A 21281-nucleotide genomic window follows, 5' to 3' on the forward strand; every position below is an offset into this window, starting at 1 on the left:
CGCCATGGGCTTCAACGCAAGGCATGTTTGAGGGGACTGTCCGTCTTTTCCTGGTCTGGCTCGGCGCCCTGCTGTTCATGGCGCCGGTTTCGTTCGCCATGGCGCAGAATGTCGACGGAGTCAGCGACCTGAAGCTTCCGGGAATTTCGAGCTACGCGACGCCGAAAGGCGAGACGTCACTGGCACTGAGCGGCGGCGGTGCCATCACACTCTCTGCCCAGTTGACCGACAAGGGTTCCGACATCACGCGCGGCATCGTCTGGCGGGTCTTCAAGCCGGAAGCCGTCAACGGCAAATTGCCGATGGTCGCCTCCTCGCATGGCGGCACCGCCGTCTTCCAGCTCGAACCCGGCAGCTATCTGGTTCACGCCTCCTACGGCCGGGCCGGCGCCACCAAACGCATCACTGTCGGCAAGGACGCCAAGCGCGAAAGCCTCGTGCTCGATGCCGGCGGCCTCAAGCTCGACGCCGTGCTGTCCGGCGGCGTGCGCATTCCACCGAAGAAGCTGCGCTTTTCGATCTACGAGGGCACTGCCGAGGCCAATGGCGACCGCGCGCTGATCATTCCCGATGTCGAGCCCAACAGCGTCGTGCGGCTCAACGCCGGCATCTACCATGTCGTCTCGACCTATGGCGCGGTCAATGCGGTCATTCGCTCCGACATCCGCGTCGAGGCCGGCAAGCTGACCGAAGCCACCGTCGAGCATCACGCCGCCGAGATCACGATGAAGTTGGTGCGCGAAACCGGTGGCGAGGCGATCGCCGACACGTCCTGGTCACTGCTCAACGAGTCCGGCGATCCGATCAAGGAAACCGTCGGCGCTTTCGCCTCGATGGTGCTGGCCGAGGGCGACTACACCATCATCGCCAAGAACCGCGACCGCATCTACCAGAAGGATTTTACGGTCGTGGCCGGGCAGAACCAGGAAATCGAGGTTCTGGCCACCGAGGCCGCGGCGATGGATCCTGAAGAAGGCGCGGATTAACCTTCGTTTTAAGGATCAAGCCGCCAGTTCGGTCCGCGCCGGCAGGAACGGGATCCGGTGGCGTGGCAAAGCTGGCGCCAGGTCGAACACGCCGCGATAGAGGCGGTCGAGCAAGGCCTTGCGGTCGCGCAACGGCTCCAGTTCGCTCCAGCTCAGCACATCGCCGACGCGCATGTCGATCGCCTTGCCCGACAGCCGCGCGAATTCGTGGATGAGCAGCGACGTGCGCAGCGTCAGCGAGGCCTTGCCGACGAACTTGGCCACCCGGCCGTCGCGCTCGGCCATGTTCATCGGCCCGCTGACAAGATGGAACAGCCTGCCGTTCTGCCCGGAAAAATGCATCGGGATGACCGACGCCCTGGCGTCCTGGACGAGGCGGGCCGGAAACATCTTCCACGGCAGATCGCGCGCCCGGCCAAAACCCTTTGGCGCGGTGGCGACACCGCCGGCCGGAAATACCACGATGGTGACGCCCTCTTTCAACAGGCGCACCGCTTCATGGCGCACGGCCATGTTGTTCTTCAGCGCATCCTTGGTCTCCGAAAAGTCGATCGGCAGCGAATAAGGCTCCATCTCGCGGATCTTGAGCAGATCCTTGTGGATCATCACCCGGAACGGACGGCCGAGCTGCTCGGCCAGCGACAGCACGGCGATACCGTCACCGATGCCGAACGGATGATTGGCGACGATCACCAGCGGCGTGTCCGGCAATTGCGCGGGTGGCCACTGATCAGCGGTCCGCACCCGCACGTCGATCAGGTCGAGCATGCGGCTGAACACGCGTTCGCCGGTCGGCACGATCTGGCGGCGCCAGAAATCATAAAGTGCTGTGTAGCGGTCGCGGCCCGACAAGCCTTCGACCGAATGTATGAACCAGCGCGTCAGCGCCGGCTGGCGCGGATTGGCATAGGAAAGCTCGGGAAAGGGTCGTTCGCGCAATTTCAACTTGAGCATAGGGGCTCGTTACAAGGTAGGCGTGACAGGGATATGAAAATGGCGGTGGATCGCTCCACCGCCATTTGGTCGAAATTATGCCAATCAGGCCACGCGTTTGCGCCGGCGGTCGGGTGTGACGGCTTCCTCGGTCAGTTGCGCGATCGCCTGGTCAAGGCCAAGCGATTCCTGGTCGCGCGAGCCCAGTCGGCGCATGTTGACCGTCTGCTCTTCCGCTTCGCGCTTGCCGCAGACGAGGATGACCGGAACCTTGGCCAGGCTGTGCTCGCGGACCTTGTAGTTGATCTTCTCGTTGCGCAGATCCGCTTCCGCCAACAGCCCAGCGGCCTTGAGCTTTGCCACCACCTCGGTCGCATAGTCGTCGGCATCCGACGTGATCGTCGCCACCACCACTTGCAGCGGCGCGAACCACAGCGGGAAATGGCCGGAATAGTTCTCGATCAGGATGCCGAGGAAGCGCTCCATCGAGCCGCAGATGGCGCGGTGAACCATGACAGGCTGCTTCTTCTCGGAATCCGAGCCGATATAGAAGGCGCCAAACCGCTCCGGCAGGTTGAAATCGACCTGCGTCGTGCCGCACTGCCATTCGCGGCCGATGGCATCCTTCAGCACATATTCGAATTTCGGCCCGTAGAAGGCGCCCTCACCCGGATTGATCGAGGTCTTGATGCGATTGCCGGACCGTGTCCTGATCGTCTCCAGCACGCCGCCCATGATCGCCTCGGCGTGATCCCACGCCTCGTCGGTACCGACGCGTTTGTCCGGCCGCGTCGAGAGCTTGACGCTGATTTCGTCGAAACCGAAATCAGCATAGGTCGACAGGATCAGATCGTTGATGCGCAGGCATTCCGCCGCCAATTGCTCCTCGGTGCAGAAAATGTGCGCATCGTCTTGCGTAAAACCGCGCACGCGCATCAGCCCGTGCAGCGCGCCGGATGGTTCGTAACGGTGGACGTTGCCGAATTCCGCAAGTTTGACAGGCAGATCGCGATAAGACTTCAACCCATGCTTGAAAATCTGCACATGGCCCGGGCAGTTCATCGGCTTCAGAGCGAAAACCCGGTCGTCATCGGTATCGTCGCCGGCCACCGTCACCTTGAACATGGCGTCGCGATACCATCCCCAATGGCCTGACGTCTCCCACAGGCTCTTGTCGAGAACCTGCGGCGCGTTGACCTCCTGATAGCCCTGCTCGTCGAGGCGGCGGCGCATGTAGTTGACCAGGTTCTGGAACATCTTCCAGCCCTTGGCGTGCCAAAAGACGACGCCAGGCCCCTCTTCCTGGAAATGGAACAGGTCCATCTCGCGGCCGATCTTCCTGTGGTCGCGCTTCTCGGCCTCCTCCAGCATCGTCTGATAGGCTTCGAGCTGCGCCTGATCAGCCCAGGCCGTGCCGTAGATGCGGGTCAGCATCGGATTGTTCGAATCGCCGCGCCAATAGGCGCCGGCCACCTTCATCAGTTTGAAGGCGTTGCCGATCTGCCCCGTCGAGGCCATGTGCGGGCCACGGCAAAGATCGAACCAGTCGCCCTGCGCGTAGATCTTGAGATCCTGATCCTCGGGAATGGCGTCGATCAGTTCCAGCTTGTAGCGTTCGCCCTTGTCGGCAAACACTTTCTTCGCCTTGTCGCGCGACCAGACTTCCTTGGTGAACGGCTTGTTGCGCGAAATGATCTCGCGCATCTTCTTCTCGATCACGGGAAAATCGTCAGGCGTGAACGGCTCGTTGCGGGCGAAGTCGTAGTAAAACCCGTTCTCGATCACCGGCCCGATGGTCACCTGCGTTCCCGGCCACAATTCCTGCACGGCTTCCGCCAACACATGTGCGGCGTCGTGACGGATCAGTTCGAGTGCGCGCGGGTCGTCGCGGGTGACGATCTCGACCTTGCCGGATTTGCCAAGCGGATCGCTGAGATCGCGGACGGTGCCGTCGATCGCATAGGCGACCGCCTTCTTGGCCAGCGATTTTGAGATCGATTCGGCGAGGCCCGCACCGGTCATCGCCGCGTCGTATTCGCGGACGGAGCCATCGGGAAATGTCAGGGAAACGGAATTCAGCATGTATATCTCCTATCCAGTCCCGCAAACGAGCGCGGGTGGTTGAAATGCATGTCGCCCAAAAGTGTGTGGACGGTTTTGGGGTTACGACATGCAAAGAGTAGGCCGGATGCGTCCGGCAGCGGCTGTCTTTTATGGACAGATTCCGCCGCCGTAAAGCCCGGCTCAAATGTCAGACTTCATTTGATGAGCAGCGGCAGGTCCTTCAGGAACGCGGCTCGGGTCTTGAGGCCTTTGGGCATATCGGTCCGATCGGTGTCGACGACAAGGCGCGCAAAGACGATCTGGCGGCCATCCTTGTTCGCCCAGCCGACGAACCACCCAAGCGAGCGCTTATCCTGAACCTTGTCGGCATCGTTGCGCAGCCTAGTGCTTCCGGTCTTGCCCTGCACCGTCCAGCCTCCGGCCTGGAAGGTCGGGATGATGGCTGATGTCATGTCGTAGGCCCTGGCCGAGACAGGCAGCTTGCGGGCCAGCAGCTTGCGCAGGAAATCGACCTGCTCGACCGGCGTGATCTTGAGCGAGGAGTTTATCCAGGATTGGGTCAAACCATCATTCTTGCCGGGATTGCCGGAAACATCGGCATTGCCGTAGCCGAATTTGGAGACATAGCCAGCCAATTTTTCCGGCCCGAGCCGACTGGTGATTTCACGGGAGAACCAGACGATCGAATCCCGTTCCCAGATCACCGGATCGACGGTCTTCTGGTCCCGCTTCACCGCCTTGAACTCCGGCTTGTAGTCCCACGCCGGCGTATGCTCGTCGCTCAGGATCCCGCTGTCATAGCCGATCAGCGACAGCGGCACCTTGAACGTCGAGGCCGGGCTGAACCGCTGGTCGCACACTCCGTCCTGGTAAAGCGTCTTGCCGCTCGCCGCATCGGCGATCACCGTGCACTGCAAATCCCCCAGCGGCGCCGATTGCGCGCGCAGCGGAAATCCCAGCAGCCAGGCGAGCAGGAACAGAATCCCGGCAAAGATGAAGGGAAGACGGTCGAAATTGCGCATTTTCTGCTCGCTCCAGAAGGGGGTTCGCGAGCGGCTTAGCGGGGTCTCTTGTCTCGATTTTGTCTCAAATGCGCAGTCTTTGTGCAGGCTGTTGTTAACCCTACCGGATCGTAAACCTGCTATTCTCCCCGGCCATCATTCCTGCGCTTTGTCGCGCTTGCTGCCGATCCGCCAGTACCGCCAGGGCATGAACCAGAGATAGCGATCCGCAAGCGCCTCCGGCACCAGGTCTATGCCATGCGTGCCGAATGGCCCGCAGCGCAGCACGCGGAAGAATCCCATCCAGCCGCCGGCCCACAGACCATGGCGGGCGATCGCCTCATGCGCATATTCCGAACAGGTCGGCAGATGCCGGCAGGAATTGCCGACAAAGCCCGACAGCGTCAGCTGGTAGAGGCGCACGAGCGACGTGCCGAGGAGACGGCCTGGCGTCTTGCGCCAGGGGCCGGGCCAGTTGCGGCCGCGTTTTTGCGACCCGTCTATATGCGCATGCCCATGCTGGTCGCGCACCACAGTCTCCGTATCGCGTTTCCCAGGCGATAGATGTGGACTTCCGCCGGAGAACGCAATCCCCGCTCCTTCCGCGCCCCCGCCATCACGGACGGGAACGGCGAAACGGCTGCCTGTCAGCCGACGGCGCCCAGCGGCCACGACTGGCCGGCTCCTCGCGGCGCTTTGAATACTGCTTTTCGTCACGCCATTGAAACGTCGCGATCCGCATGACATCGCCAAAAATGTTCAGCAACTGGATCATGGTCGGTCTCCTTTGACATGGATTAGACCGCCGCTGGCCTTCGCCTTCAAACGAGTATAATTTCCACTTCGGATAATCCTGGGTTATGCGAAATGAAGCGTGGGCGCCTGCCGCTGACGGCATTGAGGAGCTTCGAGGCGGCGGGCCGGCATCTGAGCTTCAGCCGGGCGGCCGAGGAGCTTTTCGTCTCGCAGGCGGCGATCAGCCGGCAGATCCGCGAGCTCGAAATCTTCCTGCATCGACCCTTGTTCGAACGTCACCATCGACGAGTCGAACTGACCGACACCGGCCGGCGTCTGCTGGATCAGCTTGTCAGAAGTTTCGACGCCATCGATACCTTGCTTGGCGATCTGGTGGCGACACCGGCGCAGTCCGTGGTCCGTGTCAGTGTCGAGCCGTCGCTTGCCTCCGTGTGGCTGGTTCCCCGGCTCAACCGGTTTCGCCAATTGAGGCCCGACATCGACGTCTCCCTCGAAGTCGATCCAAGGCTGATCGAGTTCCGCAGCGATCAGCCGGAGCTTGCCTTGCGCTTCAGCGCGCATGCCGACTCGTGGCCGCGCAGCCAGGCCGAGCGGCTTGCCTCGACGGTCGATTCGCCGGTCCTGTCGCCGGCGCTGCTTGCTTCTGGCCCTGCCCTCAGGAAGCCAATCGATCTTGGCCGCTACACGCTTTTGCACGAGGAGAACCGCCAGGGCTGGGTGCGCTGGTTCGAAGCGGCCGGCGTGCCCGCCGACGCCGTGCCCGCGCGCGGGCCGATGCTGGCGGATGCGTCGCTTTCAAAGCAGGCCGCCTTGCTCGGACATGGCGTGGCATTGGGCGATCTGTTGCAGATCGGCGGGGAAATCGCATCCGGCGCGCTGGTCAAGCCGTTCGACATCGACGTCGCATCCGGCGCCTATTGGCTGGTGGCCAGAAACCTGCACGACCTCTCGGAGCCGGCCGCCGCGTTCGCCGACTGGCTCAGAAGTGAATTTGCCGAAAGCAGGCGGGCGCTGGAAGCGCAGGCTTAAACCCTTCTGGCCCGGTTCCTGTCCAGCCAAATGCCAGCCGTGGCAGCAAAGATTTTGGGCGCCTGCGCGAAGCCTGCGCACCGTGGACGGCCAATCCCAAGGTCAGGCCGCTTCTTCGGCGCGCTTCTTCTCGATCTGGCCGATCGCGTCGACCACGGCATCGAAAGTCAGCATGGTCGAAGCGTGCCGCGCCTTGTAGTCGCGCACCGGCTCCAAATATCTGAGATCCGCAAAGCGGCCGTCCGGCGGGGCGCCATTTTCCTTGAGCATCTTCAGCATGGTGTCGCGCACCGCGCGCAATTCCTCGGCACTCGCGCCGACGACATGCTGCGCCATGATCGATGACGACGCCTGGCCGAGCGCGCAGGCCTTCACGTCATGGGCAAAATCCGTGACGACGCCGTCCTGCATCTTGAGGTCGACGGTGACGGTCGAACCGCATAGCTTGGAGTGCGCCTTGGCGGTCGCGTCAGGATGATCGAGACGGCCGATGCGGGCGATGTTTCCGGCAAAACCGAGAATTTTCGCGTTGTAGACGTCGTTTATCATAATTTTCCAATCCGTCGCCGCCAAGCGAACAGCGATTGCCGCTGTCGTGTCTTCCTTTCGCTCGCTATGACCTTATATAATGCTGGCAGTCCGGTATCGACAAGAACGACGAAAGCCAATGTCCTTGCCGGGAAGTTCACGCCGCTTACGGGGCTGGAAACGGGGCGAGTTTCCGACACCGAAAGGTCGTGGTCCGTTCAACTCGTTCCTCCGCCGAGAGGGACTACGGGAGACGCCTTTATGGATGCCGTCATCAAGAAGCTCATGCCACAGTCAGCCTATATGGAAAAGCCGGTCACCGACCGGCCAAGCGAAGCCGAAGTCGAAGCCGCCGTGCGCACGCTTTTGCGCTGGACCGGCGACAATCCGGACCGCGAAGGGTTGGTCGACACGCCGAAGCGGGTGGCAAAGGCCTTTCGCGAAATGTTCGGTGGTTACGACATGTGCCCGGCCGACGAGCTCGGCCGCACCTTCGAGGAGGTCGCCGGCTACGATGACCTGGTGATCGTCAAGGACATCACATTCCATTCGCATTGCGAGCACCATATGGTGCCGATCATCGGCAAGGCGCATGTCGGATATCTTCCGGACGGCAAGGTCGTCGGCCTGTCCAAGATCGCACGCGTCGTCGATATCTTCGCCCACCGCCTGCAAACCCAGGAGGCGCTGACGGCGCAGATCGCCGGCGTCATCCAGGACGTGCTCAATCCGCGCGGCGTCGCCGTCATGATCGAGGCCGAGCACATGTGCATGGCCATGCGCGGCATCCGCAAGCAGGGATCAACCACGCTGACCTCGACCTTCACCGGCGTTTTCAAGGACACGCCCGAAGAGCAGGTCCGTTTCGTCACCATGGTGCGCGGCGGCGGGGTCTGATCGGCCCTCGCCGGCCATCAAAATAAGGACCGGCGATGTCGGCACTGGAATTTCCAAAAGCTCCGTCGGACAAGAAGGCTCTCGAGGAAGGCGCGGTGTTTTCGCCGCGCTTCGATGCAGCCGGGCTGGTCACGGTCGTCGTGACAGACGCCGCGGACGGCATGCTGTTGATGGTTGCGCATATGAACGCGCAAGCACTGGCACTGACGCTTGAGACCGGCATCGCCCACTACTGGTCGCGCTCGCGCAGCGCGCTTTGGAAAAAGGGCGAAACATCAGGCAATTTTCAGCATGTCGTCGAGATGCTCACGGATTGTGACCAGGATGCCATATGGTTGCGCGTCAAAGTGTTGGGCCACGACGCAACCTGTCACACTGGCCGGCGTTCATGCTTTTATCGGACGGTGGGGCTGGTCGACGGCAAAGGGACGCTTGCCATCGACGGCAGCAAGCCGCTGTTCGATGCGGAAAACACGTATCGGAAACCAACAGCTTGAACCTTCTGCCTGACACCAACGACACAGATTCATCATTTCGATACGCCCCGCTCGTATAGTAGCCGTGGGACAAGGGAGATTATGATGCTCGAGTGGGCGTCATTGCGTAACAGACCAGATGTCAGGGAGGCCAACGGCCTGTCCTCGTCAGGCGGCGCGTCCGAAACGAACTCCCAAAAGAAAACAGGCATTTCGCTTGCCTTGGGTGGCGGGTGCGCCCGCGGCTGGGCGCATATCGGCGTGCTGCGCGCGCTGGATGAAGCCGGCATCGAAGTATCGATGATCGCCGGCACCTCGATCGGCGCGCTGGTCGGCGGCTGCTATCTCGCCGGCAAACTGGACGAGCTCGAAGAATTCGCCCGCAGCCTGACCAAGCGCCGCATTTTCGGCCTGCTCGATCTCAATTTACGCGGCAGCGGCCTGTTCGGCGGCATGAAACTCGATGCAAGGCTGCGCGAGCACATGGCCGGCATTCGTTTCGAGGACCTTGCCAAGCCGTTCGTCGCGGTCACTTCCGAAATCCGCACGGGCCACGAAATCTGGCTGTCGAGCGGCTCATTGATCACCGCCATGCGCGCCTCTTATGCGCTTCCCGGCGTGTTCGAGCCGGTGAATTGCAACGGCCGCGTGCTGGTCGACGGCGCTCTGGTCAACCCCGTACCGGTTTCGGTCTGCCGCGCCTACGAGCAGCCGCTCGTCGTGGCGGTCAACCTTCACTATGACCTGTTCGGCCGTGCCGCCGTCATCAAGCACAGCGCTGGCGAACTGGTCGTCGAAAAGGACGCGCCGAGGGCCGGACATGGCGATCCCGAACACCAGTCGCATCAGACCCGGCTCGGCATCACCGGCGTCATGGTCGAGGCCTTCAACATCATCCAGGACCGCATTTCGCGCGCAAGACTTGCCGGCGATCCGCCAGACATGTCGCTGCAGCCGAAGCTCAGCCATATCGGCCTGACCGAGTTCCACCGCGCCGACGAGGCGATCAATCTCGGCTATCAGGCGACGATGGCGCAGATCGGCGAACTGACCCGGCTGCAGACAGTTCTCGCCTGATCAAAACCTACGCACGAGCCGCATCGGTGATACGAAACTGAACGGTGCGGTTGCCGTTCCAGTAATTCCCTGAGAGCGAACCGGCGACGTGGATTGTCTTGCCCCGGTTCTTGAACAGGAATTCGCCAAGCGCGGTATCGACGGCGCGAAAGGCGATCGCCTGGATCCGGCCGCCGCTTTCCGATTGCAGCTCGACGCGGATGTGATTGGTGCCGACCGGCCGCGCATCGGCCAACCGGTGGCGCGGCAACGCGAAAACAGGGGCCACGTGCCCGGCACCGAAAGGTCCGGCTTGTTCCAGCGCGTCGAGCAGGCTGAGTGTCGCGCCTTCAGCGGCAAGCGCACCGTCTATGGCCAGGCTTTCCTCGCCCTGCAGGCGAAACACATCGGCTGCCGCCCGCTCTTCGAAAAACGCCCTGAGCTCACCAAGCCTCGCCCGCTCGACGGTGATGCCCGCCGCCATGCCATGCCCGCCACCCTTGACGATCAGACCGGCAATGGCCGCCTCGCGCACCAGCCGGCCGAGGTCGAACCCCGAGACCGAGCGGCCCGAGCCGGTGCCGATGCCGTTGGCGTTGAAGGCGATGGCGAAGGCCGGCCGGCGGGCATGATCCTTCAGCCGTGAGGCGAGCAAACCGACGATGCCCGGATGCCAGCTGTTGCTGGCGGTGACGACGATCGCCGGGCCATTGCCGCCGGCGAGCTCCGCATCGGCCTCGGCGCGCGCCGCCGCGAGCATCTCCTGCTCCATCAACTGCCGTTCCTGGTTGAGCCGGTCGAGCGTCTCGGCAATGGTGCGCGCCTCGACCGGGTCGTCGGTCGCAAGCAACCGGCTGCCAAGTGCGGCATCGCCGATGCGTCCGCCGGCATTGATGCGCGGGCCGATCAGATAGGCCAGATGGAAAGTGCTGATCGGCTCGCCGATGCGCGACACCCGTGCCAGTGCCGCGAGCCCTTCGTTCTTCTGCTGGCGCGCCATCTGCAGCCCCTTGACCACGAAGGCACGGTTGACGCCGGTCAGCGGCACCACGTCACAAACGGTGGCCAATGCCACGATATCGAGCAGCGAAAGCAGGTCCGGCGGCGTAGCATCGGCCATGCGGCTACGCAGGATCCTGGCCGTCTGCACAAGGGCGAGGAAGACCACGCCGGCGGCACAGAGATGGCCCTGCCCGGAGAGGTCGTCGTCGCGATTGGGATTGACGACAGCGATTGCCGCCGGCAAGGCACCGCCGACCTGGTGGTGGTCGAGCACCACGACATCGGCCCCGGCCTCATTGGCGGCATCGATGGAGGCGGCGCTGTTGGTGCCGCAATCGACGGTGACGATCAGTGTCGCGCCACGCGAAACAAGTTCGCGCATGGCGTCAGGGTTGGGGCCATAGCCCTCGAAAATACGATCCGGGATGTAGATTTCCGACGGCACCGAGAAATGCGTGAGGAACCGCTTCAGCAAGGCCGACGAGGCGGCGCCGTCGACATCATAGTCGCCGAAGATCGCCACCTTTTCCCTGGCCATCACCGCGGCGGCGATCCGGGCCGCCGCCCTGTCCATGTCGGTCAGCGATGCCGGATCCGGCAGAAGATCGCGGATCGTCGGATCGAGAAACCGCTCGGTCTGCTCGGCGGTGACGCCGCGGCCGGCAAGCACCCGTGCTACGATATCGGGTACCCCGTAGCCTTGCGCGATGGCGAGCGCGATCATGTCCTGCCGCTCGGTCAGCCGGTGCTCCCAGGAAACCCCTGACACCGACTGCCTGACATCGAGGAAGAGGCGCTTTTCGCCGGTCATACGCTTTGCCAACTCATCGTTGGCCGCACGATAGTGCATGTCGCCCAAAAGTGCGCAGCGGTTTTGGGGCGACGACCTGTATTGGCAACAATTTAAAGCGTGTCACGTTCATGCGATGCTCTATAGGCCAAAGGCAGGCAAAGCCAAGCGATTCACGGGGTGCGCCGTCCGGGAAGTGTCAAGAAAACTGCGCTTTCCGCTTTTCAGCCTGGCGCCGAAGCCATTCGTCGGCCGCATCGCCCATCGTCTTTTCCACACCGTCCTTCAGCCAGGCCATGAAAGACCGGTCGAAGCTGAATGCGTCGCCGCATTCCCGGATGAGAAAGCGACGCACATTCTGGGTGTTGCGATAAGACTGCGTGATGGCGGTGGCGCGCGAAATCGGATCCGCGTGCCAGTCGAACGGTTTCATCGTCAAATCCTTGCAGCCAATATCGGGTGCGCCCGAATGGCTAACAATTGCAAGGTGGCTTCGCAAGCAAGCGTCAGAACTTATCCAGGTCCTGATGGCGTGCCTTGATCTCGCGCACCGTCCGCGACGACGAGCGCAGCACGATCGTGTGGGTGGTGATGTAATTGTGGCCGAACTTGACGCCAGCCAGCATGTTGCCGTCGGTGACACCGGTGGCCGCAAACAGCACATCGCCGCGCGCCATGTCCTCCGTCCGATAGACCCGTTTCGGATTGGAAATACCCATCTTTGCCGCGCGAGCAACCTTTTCCGGTGTGTCGAGGATCAGCCTGCCCTGCATCTGGCCGCCGGTGCAGCGCAGCGCGGCGGCGGCCAGCACGCCCTCGGGTGCTCCGCCAGTGCCGAGATAGATATCGATGCCGGTTTCTTCCGGATCCGTGGTGTGGATGACGCCGGCGACATCGCCGTCGCCGATCAGCCGGATCGCGGCACCCGTGGCGCGCACGGCATCGATCAGCTTGGCATGACGTGGCCGGTCGAGGATACAGGTGGTGATGTCCGAAATAGCCACGCCCTTGGCGCGGGCGAGGCTGGCGATGTTTTCGGCCGGTGAGGCATCGATATCGATGACGCCGTCCGCATAGCCCGGACCGATGGCGATCTTGTCCATGTAGACATCGGGCGCAAACAGCAGGCTGCCCTTTTCGGCGATGGCGATGACGGCGAGCGCATTGGGCAGGTTCTTGGCGCAGATCGTCGTGCCTTCGAGCGGATCGAGCGCGATATCGACCGCCGGACCTTTGCCGGAGCCGACTTCTTCGCCGATATAGAGCATCGGCGCTTCATCGCGCTCGCCCTCGCCGATCACCACCGTGCCCCTGATGGAAAGCCGGTTGAGTTCCTGGCGCATGGCATCCACGGCGACCTGGTCGGCCGCCTTTTCGTCGCCGCGCCCACGCAGCCTGGCGGCCGCGACGGCGGCCCGTTCGGTGACGCGCACCAGTTCCATGGTGAGTATCCGGTCAAGGCCGGCGACGATGTTCTGGGCCACATTCATCTGGTGATTTCCTCGTTGGCAATGCGGCCTCCCGCCGGAGGCGGGCCTGTTTTGTCAAACGAGCATGACAACGGCAAGACCTGCCACGAATATTATCGAATATCCAACAATATCAATCGATTAAACTACGTCTTGAAACACGACCGGCCCGATCGCCACGCGCCGGGCCAGTCTTAAAACGGTGAGAATGGCGGCCTTCGCGGCCTAAAAAACCGCGAGGTATTTGAGCAGCGAAATGATGCCGATGATGATGACGATGACCTGAACTATCTGTCTCATCCGGCCATCGAGCGGCAGGCGTTGAACCAGATAGAGAACGAGGATGATGACGAGGAATGTGATCAGGATGCCGATCAACGCTGATGAAGCCATGGTGTCCTCCTTAAAAGTGATTTGCTGAAAACAATAGAAAAGGCCGGAAGCCCGGCCCTATTGCGCTGCGGTCAATACCAGCGGCGGGAGGTATCGTTCGTCGATTGAGCAATGGCGAAGCCGGCCAGAAAGCCGAGCAGGCCGATCACGCCGACCAAAGCTGTCGTCGTACCAGGATTCTCGCGCGCGACTTCCGAAACAGCCTGGGCCTGGCTGCGCAGTTGTTGCGCCGTACGCGAAGCGCGGTTCGCCGCGGTGTCGTACAACTCGGACGCCTGTTCGCTGGCGTCGTCGAACATCTCCGCGCCCCGCGCCGAAATGCTCTTGTTGATCTTGGTGATCTCTTTGCGCAGTTCGGCAATCTGCTTTTCCAGCGTCTTCTGGACGTCGTCGATATCGGGGGTGTCGGATTTGTTGGTGTCAGCCATGAAGCGGTTCCTCTGGTTGGTGACCAAGAGAACGGCGTCGACGCGAATTCGTTCCGGTCTGTGGCGGCTGCCTGCCTCCAGACCGGACTTCAATGCCTGCGGAATTCTTGTCCCGCGCGACTGTCGGACAAAGCTACCCTGCCCGTTCGATGCGGATGACCTGCGGTTTGTCGGTCAGATGTCCGTCCTTGGTGATGCCGTCTACCGCCTTGCGCACGGCGGCCTCCGTCGTCTCGTGGGTGACAAGGATCACCGTCTTCTGTGCCGCCGCCTCGCCGTTGACTGCGTGCTGGACGATCGATTCCAGCGAGATGTCATTGTCGGCCATGCGCTTGGCGATTGCCGCGAACACGCCGATGCGGTCGTGCACGGTCAGCCGGATGAAATAACCGCCGGCATGGCTGCGCATCTGCGCCTTCTTGTAGGGTTTCAGCTCCTTGGCCGGCCGGCCGAAGACCGGACCATGCTGGAAGCCTGGCCGGCTCTTGGCGATGTCGGCGATGTCGCCGATGACGGCCGATGCGGTGGCGTTGCCGCCCGCACCGGGGCCGGACAGCAGCAGCTCACCCAGAATGTCGGTCTCGATCGCCACCGCATTGGTGACGCCATGCACCTGCGCGATGACCGATGCGGTCGGCACCATGGTAGGATGCACGCGCTGCTCGATGCCGCTCTCGGTGCGCTGGGCGACACCCAGCAGCTTGATCCGGTAGCCGAGATCGGCGGCCGCGCGGATGTCGGCCTGGGTGATGTTGGAAATGCCTTCCATGTAGATGTCGTTGGCGGCGATCCTGGTGCCAAAGGCAAGGCTGGTCAGGATCGACAGCTTGTGCGCCGTGTCGTGACCCTCGATGTCGAAGGTCGGATCAGCCTCGGCATAGCCCAGCCGCTGCGCGTCCTTCAGGCAAGCATCGAACGAGATGCCCTCGGCCTCCATGCGGGTCAGGATGTAGTTACAGGTGCCGTTGAGGATGCCGAACACGCGGGTGACCGAATTGCCGGCCATCGCCTCACGCATCGTCTTGATGACGGGGATGCCGCCCGCCACCGCCGCCTCGTAATTGAGAAGCACGCCCTTCTTCTCGGCGATCTCAGCCAGCGCCACGCCATGCTTGGCCAGCAGCGCCTTGTTGGCGGTGACGACGTGACGGCCGGCTTCGAGTGCCGTCTTCACCGATGAGCGCGCCGGGCCCTCGTCGCCGCCGATCAGTTCGACGAACACGTCGATTTCTGCGGTCTGGGCCATCTTGACCGGATCGTCGAACCACTTTGCAGAGCTCAGATCGACGCCCCGATCGCGCTTGTGGTCGCGCGCCGAGACGGCGGTGACGATCACGTCACGGCCGCACTGGCGGGTCAGTTCCACCGCTTTGTCGCGCAGCACGCGCGCCACCGATGCACCGACCGTGCCGAGGCCGGCAATTCCAACACGCAATGCTTCAGCCATGTCCGGCGACGTCCCTCAAAGTCAGATCGAATTTGCGTGCGGCAAGCTTACCGGTGAGCGGAGAGCGGCACGACATTGTTGGGCTGCTTGGCGCTGGTCGACAGGAAGCGCTTGATGTTGCGCGCCGCCTGCCGGATCCTGTGCTCGTTCTCGACCAGAGCAACGCGCACGAATTCGTCGCCATGCTCGCCGAAGCCGACACCGGGCGCCACGGCCACGTCGGCATGTTCGATGAGCAGCTTGGAGAATTCGAGCGAGCCGAGATGCTTGAACGGCTCCGGGATCGGCGCCCAGGCGAACATCGATGCCGCCGGTGCCGGAATGGTCCAGCCGGCGCGGCCGAAGGCGTCAACCATCACGTCGCGGCGCTTGTGGTAGATGTCGCGCACCTCGGCGATGTCGGCGCCGTCGCCGTTGAGCGCGTGTGCCGCCGCCACCTGGATCGGCGTGAAGGCGCCGTAATCGAGGTAGGACTTCACCCGCGTCAGCGCCGAGATCAGCCGCTCGTTGCCGACGGCAAAGCCCATGCGCCAACCGGGCATGGAGAAGGTCTTCGACATGGAGGTGAATTCGACGCAAACGTCGATCGCGCCAGGCACCTGCAGCACCGAAGGCGGCGGATTGCCGTCGAAATAGATCTCCGAATAGGCAAGGTCGGACAGGATGATGATGTCGTTCTTCTTGGCGAAGGCGACCACATCCTTGTAGAAATCGAGCGAGGCGACCAGCGCTGTCGGGTTCGACGGATAGTTGAGGATCAGCGCCAGCGGCTTCGGGATCGAATGCTTGACACCGCGCTCGAGCGCCGGGATGAAACCGTCGTCCGGCTCCACCTGCAGCGAGCGGATGACGCCGCCCGACATGATAAAGCCGAAGGCATGGATCGGATAGGTCGGGTTCGGGCACAGGATGACGTCGCCGGGCGCGGTGATCGCCTGCGCCATGTTGGCAAAGCCTTCCTTCGAGCCAAGCGTGGCCACCACTTGCGTGTCGGGATTGAGTTTCACGCCGAAGCGCCTGCCATAGTAGGCGGCCTGGGCGCGGCGCAGGCCCGGAATGCCGCGCGACGAGGAATAGCGATGCGTGCGCGGGTCGCGCACGACCTCGCACAATTTGTCGACGATAGCCTTGGGCGTCGGCAGGTCCGGATTGCCCATGCCGAGGTCGATGATGTCGGCGCCACGCGATCGGGCGCTGGCCTTGAGCCGGTTGACCTGCTCGAACACGTAAGGCGGAAGCCGGCGAACCTTGTGAAATTCTTCCATGGCAGTTCCAGACAGCGAAGGGGTGTTGGGCGCGCGCTATATACTTATTTGCAGGTAGGGTCGAGGGCGGGGTCGCATTTGGCTTCGATCTGCTTCAGCGTTTCGTCGCCATGCTTCTTGGCCAGATCCGTCAGCGCCGCCTGGTTGGCGACCTTGGGGCCGCCGCCCTTTGCCGCCTGCGCATTCTCATCCGCCTTCAATTGTGCGAGCTTGGCGTTCTTCTCGGCTTCGGTGAACTGCGGCGCCGCCACTTGCGGCTTGATGTTCAGGTTCGGGAAGGTGCCGGTGTCCTTCGGTCCCGCACCCACAGCGACAGGCGTCGGGCCATTCGTGTTGGTGCTCGAGCACCCGGCAATGCCGATGAGGACGATCGCCGCGCCGATGCGGCAAAAACGACCGGAACCGAAAAAAACAGTCTCGCCAATATTAATCGTCATATTGTTTCCTTGGCAGCCGAGGTAGAGCGAGATTGGCCCGGTCGGATGTCCCATGTTAATATGTCAAGAAAAGGCCTCGGGAGGAACCCCGCCAACCATGTCCAAAACACCCGATTCGGGCAAAGCGGAAGATGACCAGCCTTCGACCGTCGAGCAATATCTGGTGAAGGACCCGGAACGCTTCGCCCTGAACATGGCGCGCATGATCGAGCAGGCCGGCAAGGCCGCTTCCGCCTGGGCCGAGCCGCGCGAAAAAGGCGACGTGCGCGACCATGTGGCCGAGCCCGTCGTCGATATGGTGAAGACCTTTTCCAAGCTCAGCGAATACTGGCTTGCCGATCCGCAGCGCGCGCTGGAAGCGCAGACGCGGCTGTTCTCCGGCTATATGACAGTCTGGGCCAACGCCATTCAGCGCACCAGCAACGCCGCGCAAGACACCGAAGACGCGGTCAAGCCGGAGCGCGGCGACAAACGCTTCCTCGACCCGGAATGGGGCCGCAACGCCTTCTTCGATTTCCTCAAGCAGGCCTATCTCGTCACCTCGCGCTGGGCGGCCGATCTGGTCGAGCACGCCGAAGGCCTTGACGAGCACACCCGCCACAAGGCCGGCTTTTACGTCAAGCAGGTGTCCAACGCCATCTCGCCGTCGAATTTCATCCTGACCAATCCGGAACTGTTCCGCGAAACCGTCGCCTCGAACGGCGAAAACCTGGTGCGCGGCATGAAGATGCTGGCCGAGGACATCGCCGCCGGCAAGGGCGACCTGAAGCTGCGGCAGGCCGACTACTCGCCCTTCGAGATCGGCAGGAACATCGCCACCACTCCCGGCAAGGTGGTCGGCCGCAGCGACGTCGCCGAAATCATCCAGTACGAGCCGGCGACCGAGACGGTGCTCAAGCGGCCCCTGCTGATCTGCCCGCCATGGATCAATAAATTCTACATCCTCGATCTGAACCCGCAGAAATCCTTCATTCGCTGGGCGGTTGAACAGGGCCACACCGTGTTCGTCATCTCCTGGGTCAATCCGGACGAGCGCCACGGCACCAAGAGCTGGGAAGCCTATATCCGCGAGGGTCTGCAATACGGCCTCGACACGGTCGAGAAGGCCACCGGCGAACGCGACGTCAACGCGATCGGCTATTGCGTCGGCGGCACGCTCCTGGCGGCGGCACTGGCGCTGATGGCGCAAGAGGGCGACGACCGCATCAAGTCGGCGACCTTCTTCACCACGCAGGTCGACTTCACCTATGCCGGCGACCTGAAGGTGTTCGTCGACGAAGAACAGGTCGCGGCAGTGGAAAAGTCGATGAGCGAAAAGGGCTATCTCGACGGCACCAAGATGGCGACCGCCTTCAACATGCTGCGATCAGGCGACCTGATCTGGCCCTATGTCGTCAACAACTACATGCGCGGCAAGGATCCCCTGCCCTTCGACCTGCTCTACTGGAATGCCGATTCCACCCGCATGGCCGCGGCCAACCACTCTTTCTACCTGCGCAACTGCTATCTTGAGAACAACCTTTCGCAAGGCACGATGGAACTGGCGGGCCGCACGGTCTCGCTCGGCGACATCACGATCCCGGTCTACAACCTCGCCTCCAAGGAAGATCACATCGCGCCGGCGCTTTCGGTGTTCCTCGGCTCGAAATATTTCGGCGGCACGGTCGAGTATGTGATGGCGGGGTCGGGCCATATCGCCGGGGTCGTCAATCCGCCGGCATCCAACAAATACCAGTATTGGACCGGGGGTACGCCGACGGGCGACTTCAGCCAGTGGATAGCCAATGCCACCGACCATCCAGGATCCTGGTGGCCGCACTGGCAAGGCTGGATAGAGGCCAAGGACAACACCCGTGTGCCTGCCCGCAAACCGGGCAAGCATATGAAAACCTTGGGTGATGCTCCGGGCACCTATGTGAAGGTCCGTGTGTAACGGACTGTAATGTGTGGTGAGTTGACGGGCCGCCAAAAGCGGGCGAAATGGTGTCGTCAACCATCAAGCGGCCGTAATTCGGCAATCACTGCAAAAATACTTCCAGGCTTGCGGATTTGACACAGGTCTCGTTTCCGGATCGGAGACAAAGGTCACCTTGGCAGCGACGCATGCATGCCGCGCCAAGATATGCCGACCGGACATCGAGGGGGAATTTGACTTTGAAATCAGCAGGATGGAGCCTCGCAAAGGGAGAACGCCGCGCCATTGTGGCAGCGCTCTGCTCCTTGCTTCTGGCCTCCTGCACTTCGGCTGGCGACCCGGCAATGTCGGTCGGAATGCCCGGCTACAATGCCACCGTATCGGATGTAAACGCGGCCTCCAGCGGCAAGGCGATCGCCGCCTCCGATTCGTCTGATGTCACGACGGAGCAGACGACCGTGATGACGGCAAGCGACACGGCGCTGCCTGAAAAGGTCGCCTATGTGCCTGTGTCCAAACCGGGAGCTGCCTTTCCGCTGACCATGCCGGCGGGCGCCGAAACCATCGTTGGAAACACGCCGCAGTCGCTGACGCAGCAGGCACAGACCGCGCAGCAGACCGATGCGGTCGCCCAGCAGATTGCCGCGGCCGACGGCGACGTGGCGGCGCCGAAGCCCGCTGCCGCTCCGGCCATGAACAACCCGGTCTATGTGACGGCTGGCGAGATGCCGCAGGCCGAAGCACCAAAGAAGAAAGGCTTCCTCGCCTCGATGTTTGGCGCAACGCCAGCCTCGGCGACACCAGCCCCCCTCATCAGCAACGCCCGGACGGGCGAGCAGCCCCCGGCGCAGGCAAAAGCGGCGCCAGCAGCGGCAAAGCCGATCATCACGCTTGCCTCGGCCAATTCCACGGCCAAGCCGGTACAACTGGCTTCGCTCGGTGGCGATAGCGGTCACATCACCGGTAGCGATGCCCTGCCCGGCGTGCGCCAGACGGCCCTGTTCGAGATCAAGCGCAAGTCCGGCCTCGATGACGAAAGCGACGTCGACCTCAACGAGGATGAGGGGCCAGTGGGCGGCTCCTATCAGGTTGCGTCCGCCGCCGGCATGGCCCGGCTGGCGCCCAACGGGCTGCTCAAGCAGAACGAGAGCGTCGATGTGGCCTGCCTGAAACCGTCGCTGGTGCGCGTGCTGAAGACGATCGAAGGCCACTACGGCCGCAAGATGACGGTGACGTCAGGCTATCGCGACCCGGCCCGCAACCGGCGCGCCAACGGCGCCAAGAATTCGCTGCACATGTATTGCGCCGCCGCAGACATCCAGGTTCCCGGCGTTTCGAAATGGGAACTGGCGAGCTACATCAGAAGCATGCCCGGTCGCGGCGGTGTCGGCACATACTGCCACACAGAATCGGTTCACGTCGACGTCGGCCCCGAGCGCGACTGGAACTGGCGCTGCCGCCGGCGCAGCGGCGGTGACGGCTAGCAGCGCTATTTGACGGCCTACGCCTGTCAGCCGCCAAGGCCGTTCCGGCAATATCGTTCCAGCCTCCTGAACATTCGAGATAGGCCGAAGCGTCCCCAACTTCGTCATCCTCGGGCGGAGCAGGTGCACAGCTCCGTCGCGAAGATCCGTGGATGACGAAACGATGGGTGTCGCCGCTAATCATCAAAGCCTGCCAACCCTCGGCAAACCGTTGATTTGGCAGGCCTGGAAAAAAGTTGTCCAAGGTGGCACCTGACGGGTTGCCGGTTGCGCACAACGCCAGTATAAGCCGCTTCGTCTGAGCGCGCCCATCGTCTAGCGGTTAGGACACCGCCCTTTCACGGCGGTAACAGGGGTTCGATTCCCCTTGGGCGTACCAGAAAAATTTGTGTTTGGCGCAAACCTCCCTCCCAATGTCGGCAATTTCGCTTGGCTCTCTGCTGCTCTCTTCAACTGACGCGCAGTCTTCCGCGATCACACCATAGGCCAACGCGGCCACACGGGTCATAATCCTGCTACAAAGTGGTCGATTCCTAAGGGATGTAGCCGCTCCAAGAGCCCGCCGCAGGTCGCCCCCGTGGCGGGCTTTTTATTGCACGGTCGAGTTGGGCTTTCACGGCATTGCGACAACGGGGCGAAGCCCGGAGTGGCAAGTCCGTATTTATTTGCCTGGTTTGCGTGCGGGAGCCTACCTGAGAACGGGTCGCGCGCCGCTCAAGACGACCCTCTTCAGCGCTTCAACCGGCATCCGACAGTGCAAAGTCAAAAGCCTGTTATGATCCACGGATTGGAGTCGTATCCGAGACGCGGCTCTGCCTTTGCGCCGCTGTCTTCCGATTTGGCGGTTCCGGTGAAACCGCAGTCCAGATTTGCAACGGGCTTCTTGGCCGACGGTTTCGTGGAACACAAGGCGGCAGCGTCACTG

At 62.5% G+C, this 21281-nt stretch carries 21 protein-coding genes and 1 tRNA gene; 8 read left to right on the top strand and 14 right to left on the bottom strand.

Annotation, left to right across the window (positions count from 1 at the left end):
• Positions 1-23 precede the first annotated feature (23 nt).
• Positions 24-986, top strand: a complete 963-nt coding sequence (locus MESCI_RS21080; RefSeq protein WP_013531974.1) for a hypothetical protein — start codon at positions 24-26, stop codon at positions 984-986.
• Positions 987-1001: 15 nt separating this feature from the next.
• Here MESCI_RS21080 and MESCI_RS21085 read toward each other — a convergent pair whose 3' ends face one another.
• The 5 genes from MESCI_RS21085 to MESCI_RS32310 all read right to left on the bottom strand — a co-directional run bounded on the left by MESCI_RS21085 (position 1002) and on the right by MESCI_RS32310 (position 5759).
• Complete coding sequence (locus tag MESCI_RS21085) at positions 1002-1940, bottom strand: lysophospholipid acyltransferase family protein (protein ID WP_013531975.1); 939 nt, start codon at positions 1938-1940, stop codon at positions 1002-1004.
• Between the two features lie 84 nt (positions 1941-2024).
• Positions 2025-4001: a threonine--tRNA ligase gene (gene thrS / locus MESCI_RS21090; RefSeq protein WP_013531976.1), complete on the bottom strand. Its 1977-nt coding sequence runs from the start codon at positions 3999-4001 to the stop codon at positions 2025-2027.
• A gap of 176 nt (positions 4002-4177) precedes the next feature.
• A complete protein-coding gene (gene blaOXA, locus MESCI_RS21095) occupies positions 4178-5005 on the bottom strand; it encodes a class D beta-lactamase (RefSeq protein WP_013531977.1) in 828 nt (275 codons plus the stop codon).
• 135 nt (positions 5006-5140) lie between these two features.
• Positions 5141-5515 (bottom strand): membrane protein insertion efficiency factor YidD, encoded by a 375-nt coding sequence (yidD, locus tag MESCI_RS21100; RefSeq protein ID WP_013531978.1) that lies wholly within the window; start codon positions 5513-5515, stop codon positions 5141-5143.
• An 85-nt stretch (positions 5516-5600) separates the two neighbouring features.
• Complete coding sequence (locus tag MESCI_RS32310) at positions 5601-5759, bottom strand: hypothetical protein (protein ID WP_013531979.1); 159 nt, start codon at positions 5757-5759, stop codon at positions 5601-5603.
• 92 nt (positions 5760-5851) lie between these two features.
• Between MESCI_RS32310 and MESCI_RS21105 the strand changes: the two genes are divergently transcribed.
• A complete protein-coding gene (locus MESCI_RS21105) occupies positions 5852-6769 on the top strand; it encodes a LysR substrate-binding domain-containing protein (protein WP_013531980.1) in 918 nt (305 codons plus the stop codon).
• A 102-nt stretch (positions 6770-6871) separates the two neighbouring features.
• Here MESCI_RS21105 and MESCI_RS21110 read toward each other — a convergent pair whose 3' ends face one another.
• Positions 6872-7318, bottom strand: coding sequence for an iron-sulfur cluster assembly scaffold protein (locus MESCI_RS21110; protein ID WP_013531981.1), 447 nt, complete (start codon positions 7316-7318; stop codon positions 6872-6874).
• Between the two features lie 240 nt (positions 7319-7558).
• On the opposite strand from MESCI_RS21110, the gene folE reads away from it, so the two are divergent.
• The 3 genes from folE (at position 7559) to MESCI_RS21125 (ending at position 9747) form a co-directional block, all read left to right on the top strand.
• Complete coding sequence (gene folE, locus MESCI_RS21115) at positions 7559-8194, top strand: GTP cyclohydrolase I FolE (RefSeq protein ID WP_013531982.1); 636 nt, start codon at positions 7559-7561, stop codon at positions 8192-8194.
• A gap of 35 nt (positions 8195-8229) precedes the next feature.
• Positions 8230-8691 carry a phosphoribosyl-AMP cyclohydrolase gene (gene hisI, locus MESCI_RS21120; protein WP_013531983.1) on the top strand — a complete coding sequence of 154 codons (462 nt, stop codon included), beginning with the start codon at positions 8230-8232 and terminating at the stop codon, positions 8689-8691.
• Between the two features lie 81 nt (positions 8692-8772).
• Positions 8773-9747, top strand: coding sequence for a patatin family protein (locus tag MESCI_RS21125; protein ID WP_174299064.1), 975 nt, complete (start codon positions 8773-8775; stop codon positions 9745-9747).
• Positions 9748-9754: 7 nt separating this feature from the next.
• On the opposite strand, the gene recJ is transcribed toward MESCI_RS21125, so the two are convergent.
• From recJ to MESCI_RS21160, 8 genes are all read right to left on the bottom strand, one after another.
• Positions 9755-11539 carry a single-stranded-DNA-specific exonuclease RecJ gene (gene recJ / locus MESCI_RS21130; protein WP_013531985.1) on the bottom strand — a complete coding sequence of 595 codons (1785 nt, stop codon included), beginning with the start codon at positions 11537-11539 and terminating at the stop codon, positions 9755-9757.
• 178 nt (positions 11540-11717) lie between these two features.
• The gene (locus tag MESCI_RS21135) at positions 11718-11951 is read right to left on the bottom strand and encodes a DUF6434 domain-containing protein (RefSeq protein ID WP_013531986.1); all 234 of its coding nucleotides are present in this window, start codon (positions 11949-11951) and stop codon (positions 11718-11720) included.
• Between the two features lie 73 nt (positions 11952-12024).
• On the bottom strand, positions 12025-13008 hold the full coding sequence (glpX, locus tag MESCI_RS21140) for a class II fructose-bisphosphatase (RefSeq protein ID WP_013531987.1): 984 nt from the start codon (positions 13006-13008) through the stop codon (positions 12025-12027).
• Between the two features lie 204 nt (positions 13009-13212).
• Positions 13213-13380, bottom strand: coding sequence for a Thivi_2564 family membrane protein (locus MESCI_RS32315; protein WP_013531988.1), 168 nt, complete (start codon positions 13378-13380; stop codon positions 13213-13215).
• Positions 13381-13451: 71 nt separating this feature from the next.
• On the bottom strand, positions 13452-13808 hold the full coding sequence (locus tag MESCI_RS21145) for a hypothetical protein (RefSeq protein ID WP_013531989.1): 357 nt from the start codon (positions 13806-13808) through the stop codon (positions 13452-13454).
• A 133-nt stretch (positions 13809-13941) separates the two neighbouring features.
• Positions 13942-15255 (bottom strand): homoserine dehydrogenase, encoded by a 1314-nt coding sequence (locus tag MESCI_RS21150; protein WP_013531990.1) that lies wholly within the window; start codon positions 15253-15255, stop codon positions 13942-13944.
• A gap of 47 nt (positions 15256-15302) precedes the next feature.
• A complete protein-coding gene (locus tag MESCI_RS21155) occupies positions 15303-16520 on the bottom strand; it encodes an LL-diaminopimelate aminotransferase (RefSeq protein ID WP_013531991.1) in 1218 nt (405 codons plus the stop codon).
• Between the two features lie 44 nt (positions 16521-16564).
• Positions 16565-16957 carry a hypothetical protein gene (locus tag MESCI_RS21160; protein ID WP_013531992.1) on the bottom strand — a complete coding sequence of 131 codons (393 nt, stop codon included), beginning with the start codon at positions 16955-16957 and terminating at the stop codon, positions 16565-16567.
• A gap of 97 nt (positions 16958-17054) precedes the next feature.
• Between MESCI_RS21160 and phaC the strand changes: the two genes are divergently transcribed.
• From phaC to MESCI_RS21175, 3 genes are all read left to right on the top strand, one after another.
• Positions 17055-18890 carry a class I poly(R)-hydroxyalkanoic acid synthase gene (gene phaC / locus MESCI_RS21165; RefSeq protein ID WP_013531993.1) on the top strand — a complete coding sequence of 612 codons (1836 nt, stop codon included), beginning with the start codon at positions 17055-17057 and terminating at the stop codon, positions 18888-18890.
• Between the two features lie 215 nt (positions 18891-19105).
• A complete protein-coding gene (locus MESCI_RS21170) occupies positions 19106-20356 on the top strand; it encodes a YcbK family protein (RefSeq protein ID WP_013531994.1) in 1251 nt (416 codons plus the stop codon).
• A gap of 304 nt (positions 20357-20660) precedes the next feature.
• Positions 20661-20735, top strand: a tRNA-Glu gene (locus MESCI_RS21175).
• Positions 20736-21281: the final 546 nt, after the last annotated feature.

Origin of the sequence: Mesorhizobium ciceri biovar biserrulae WSM1271 (genome assembly GCF_000185905.1) — a bacterium.
GTDB lineage: Bacteria > Pseudomonadota > Alphaproteobacteria > Rhizobiales > Rhizobiaceae > Mesorhizobium > Mesorhizobium ciceri.

Excerpts from the sequence above, each read along its gene's own strand:
- MESCI_RS21080 (WP_013531974.1), top strand. The coding sequence starts at position 24 with ATGTTTGAGGGGACTGTCCGTCTTTTCCTGGTCTGGCTCGGCGCCCTG.
- MESCI_RS21085 (WP_013531975.1), bottom strand. The coding sequence starts at position 1,940 with ATGCTCAAGTTGAAATTGCGCGAACGACCCTTTCCCGAGCTTTCCTAT.
- thrS (WP_013531976.1), bottom strand. The coding sequence starts at position 4,001 with ATGCTGAATTCCGTTTCCCTGACATTTCCCGATGGCTCCGTCCGCGAA.
- blaOXA (WP_013531977.1), bottom strand. The coding sequence starts at position 5,005 with ATGCGCAATTTCGACCGTCTTCCCTTCATCTTTGCCGGGATTCTGTTC.
- MESCI_RS32310 (WP_013531979.1), bottom strand. The coding sequence starts at position 5,759 with ATGATCCAGTTGCTGAACATTTTTGGCGATGTCATGCGGATCGCGACG.
- MESCI_RS21105 (WP_013531980.1), top strand. The coding sequence starts at position 5,852 with ATGAAGCGTGGGCGCCTGCCGCTGACGGCATTGAGGAGCTTCGAGGCG.
- MESCI_RS21110 (WP_013531981.1), bottom strand. The coding sequence starts at position 7,318 with ATGATAAACGACGTCTACAACGCGAAAATTCTCGGTTTTGCCGGAAAC.
- folE (WP_013531982.1), top strand. The coding sequence starts at position 7,559 with ATGGATGCCGTCATCAAGAAGCTCATGCCACAGTCAGCCTATATGGAA.
- hisI (WP_013531983.1), top strand. The coding sequence starts at position 8,230 with ATGTCGGCACTGGAATTTCCAAAAGCTCCGTCGGACAAGAAGGCTCTC.
- MESCI_RS21125 (WP_174299064.1), top strand. The coding sequence starts at position 8,773 with ATGATGCTCGAGTGGGCGTCATTGCGTAACAGACCAGATGTCAGGGAG.
- recJ (WP_013531985.1), bottom strand. The coding sequence starts at position 11,539 with ATGACCGGCGAAAAGCGCCTCTTCCTCGATGTCAGGCAGTCGGTGTCA.
- MESCI_RS21135 (WP_013531986.1), bottom strand. The coding sequence starts at position 11,951 with ATGAAACCGTTCGACTGGCACGCGGATCCGATTTCGCGCGCCACCGCC.
- glpX (WP_013531987.1), bottom strand. The coding sequence starts at position 13,008 with ATGAATGTGGCCCAGAACATCGTCGCCGGCCTTGACCGGATACTCACC.
- MESCI_RS32315 (WP_013531988.1), bottom strand. The coding sequence starts at position 13,380 with ATGGCTTCATCAGCGTTGATCGGCATCCTGATCACATTCCTCGTCATC.
- MESCI_RS21145 (WP_013531989.1), bottom strand. The coding sequence starts at position 13,808 with ATGGCTGACACCAACAAATCCGACACCCCCGATATCGACGACGTCCAG.
- MESCI_RS21150 (WP_013531990.1), bottom strand. The coding sequence starts at position 15,255 with ATGGCTGAAGCATTGCGTGTTGGAATTGCCGGCCTCGGCACGGTCGGT.
- MESCI_RS21155 (WP_013531991.1), bottom strand. The coding sequence starts at position 16,520 with ATGGAAGAATTTCACAAGGTTCGCCGGCTTCCGCCTTACGTGTTCGAG.
- MESCI_RS21160 (WP_013531992.1), bottom strand. The coding sequence starts at position 16,957 with ATGACGATTAATATTGGCGAGACTGTTTTTTTCGGTTCCGGTCGTTTT.
- phaC (WP_013531993.1), top strand. The coding sequence starts at position 17,055 with ATGTCCAAAACACCCGATTCGGGCAAAGCGGAAGATGACCAGCCTTCG.